At 66.3% G+C, this 2,649-nt stretch carries 1 protein-coding gene; it reads right to left on the bottom strand.

Translation table 11 applies throughout. The features are described 5' to 3' along the window. Positions 1–2,649, bottom strand: a 2,649-nt coding sequence (locus AC1DY5_RS50665; protein WP_478121854.1) for a PLxRFG domain-containing protein, incomplete at both ends; no start/stop codon positions are given.

Genomic DNA, 2,649 nt, shown 5'->3' on the forward strand with positions numbered 1-2,649 from the left:
GGCATGTCGATGCGCATAGGCTGGTCCGGGTTCTTCCGGTTCCAGTCCGCGATCGCCGCGCGCGCGTCGGCCACCATGCCCTGGTCCTGCTCGAAGATGCCGCGCGCCCACTGGGCCCGGATCTCCTGCGCCTTCAGGCTGTAGAAGTCCTTCGCCTGTTGGGCGTCCGCATTGGACTCCTGAATCTTGGAGACGTTGGCCGGCTGGAAGCCGATCGCCTTCAGCGCTGCCTCGAGCTGGCTCGTCTCCAGCACCTTGTAGCCCTTGGCATCGCGGTACATGCCGGTGGTGGCCATGTCGATGCCCTTGGCCGCGTTCTGCACGGCCTTAGGCATCATCTCCATGAAGCCCGCGCCCCACTCGCCACTCAGGATGTTGCGGCTGCCGCTGAAGATCCGCCCGGCGAAGTCACCGGCCGGGCCGGCGATCTCGAGCACGTCACGCGCATGGCTGGTCTTCTCCGTCAACAAGCCGGTGCCCGGGATCAGGTTGCCCATGCCAAGCCGGCCCGACACGTCCAGCGGCGCACCTGGCAGCCCGGTGATGCCGCGCTCGATGAAGCCCGCCATGGCCGGCCCGAACAGGCCTTCGAGGAATTCCTGCTTGGCCTTCTTGCTGTTCAGGTTGTAGCCCATAAGCTGGCCCAGGCCATCGGCCAGGTCGTCGAGGTCGTCGGAGAACGGCAACCCACCGGCGCCGCTCATCAGCAGCATGACGGCCAGCGCGAGCATCACGGCGTGCTTGCCTTCCTTGCCGCCCTGCGTCCACATCCGGTGCAGCAGCTCGAGGTAGGCCACGCTATACGTCTTGAAGGTGAGAAGCGTGCCGCCCACGTCGCCGCGCGCAAAGCGCATCTTGTTCGCCTTGCTGTAGAGGAACTGCGTTTCGGTGACAGCCTTCTTGGCGAAGCCCGCCGGGTCGGCCATCTTCTGCGCCTTGGCAATCCGGTAGGCCGCGATGAAGGTCACGCGGCGGTTCACTTGCTCGGCCATGCCGAACACCTTGCCCCAGCCCAGCGCGAGGCGCGACATCGCATTGCGCCCGGCCGCCCTTGCATCGCCGTAGCGCGTGCCGTCGCCCGATTGCAGCGAGCCGGCGCCGCGAGCCTGCGCCATCAGCTGGTGCACTTCCTGCGGGCTGACCGTGCCCTCGTCTTCGGCGTGCTTGAGTGCCTTCGCGAGGTCGTCCTCGAAGGTGGCGCGGCTGGCCAGATCCTTCGCGGCCCGCCCGAGCTGCGCGGCCGACTGGCGGGCGCCGCCAAACTGACTCAACCACGGGAAGGTGACGGCGATCGGCTGCGTCATGTTCACGAAGGCCGAAGCGATCGAGCCGCCCAGGTACTGGGCGAAAAGCAGGCCGCGCACCGCTTGGCCCTCCTCCTGCGGGTTCTTGACGTAGTCCGCCAAGCGCATTGAGGCGTCCTTGAGCTCGCCCTGCTCCTTCGGGATCAGGGTGATCGCCTCGCCCAGGTCGCCCAGGTGCAGGCCGGCGGCCGTCTGGCGGGAGTTGCTGTAGACGAATGCAGCGAGCACCCGGCCCACGTCCTCGCTGAAGCCGGCGATGCCCTGGCGGTGAATCAGGCGCTTCATGGCGGAGCGGTTCGACTTGGTCAGCCGCAGGTACTCCTGAAACGCTTGGTCCTGCGCCGAGTCGCCGGTGTTGTCCAGGCCGAGCATGCTGCCGAACAGCTCCAGCGATTCGGGCGTGATGCCGGCAAGCATCTTGAAGGCCTCATCCGAGAGCGTGCCCTGCGTGACGTTTTTCTCGCCGAACTCCTGCTTCATGCGCGCCGCCATCTTGTTGGCATCGGCCGGCGTCTCGAACAGGCTGAAGTACTGCCGCTCGCCATCGACGACGACGTCGACCGTGTATTTGCCGAAGCGCGACAGCGGCGCGTAGCCCTTGTCCTGAAGGTTCTCAACCTTGTCGGCGCGCTCGATCATGCCGTTGGCGGTGCTCAGCAGATGGGCGGCGCGGTCTGGTTCCTCGTTCGCGAGACCGATGAGGTAGTCGCGCAGCATCTCGGCCGCGTCCTGCACGTCCTTTGCGTCCATGACCGCCTCGCGCAGGCCCTTCACGTCCTCGCCACCGAAGCGCAGCATGTCGGCGCGCGCCATGGTGTCGAGGCTGCGGTCAGTGGCCTCGCGGAACTCCTTGTAGAGATCGATCTGCGCGTCCGCGAGGTTGAACATGCTCTTGAGCTCGGCGTCCGTCCAGACGATGCCGGCCGCGAGCATCTGCGACCCGTAGCGGGTTTCAACCGCCTTGGTGTAGCTGTCAAGCGGCATGGCCTGCCACGCCTTGAGCATGCCCGACTGGATCTTGCCGACCGCGAGCATGCGCTGGGCCTTCTCGTCGGTCGTCATCTTCGCTGCCTCTTCTTCGAGCGCTGTCACCTTGACGGGCTTGCCGCTGGAATCGCGAAGCCACAGCAGCGTGCCCTCGAAGATCGGCTTGGCGACGGCCTTGTTGTCAGCCGCGCTGACCGGAGACTTGGTGATGTCCTTCCAGTGTTCCAGCTTGGGCAGCAGCTTGGGCGCCAGGTCGGCCGCGTCCGTGGCGTAGTAGGCGACGTCGTCGACGAAGCCCTGCGCGGCGTTGAACACCGGCTTGAACTCGTCCGAGCGCTCCGCGAGGTTGTACATGGTG

This window comes from Variovorax sp. P4_D9 (assembly GCF_056401695.1).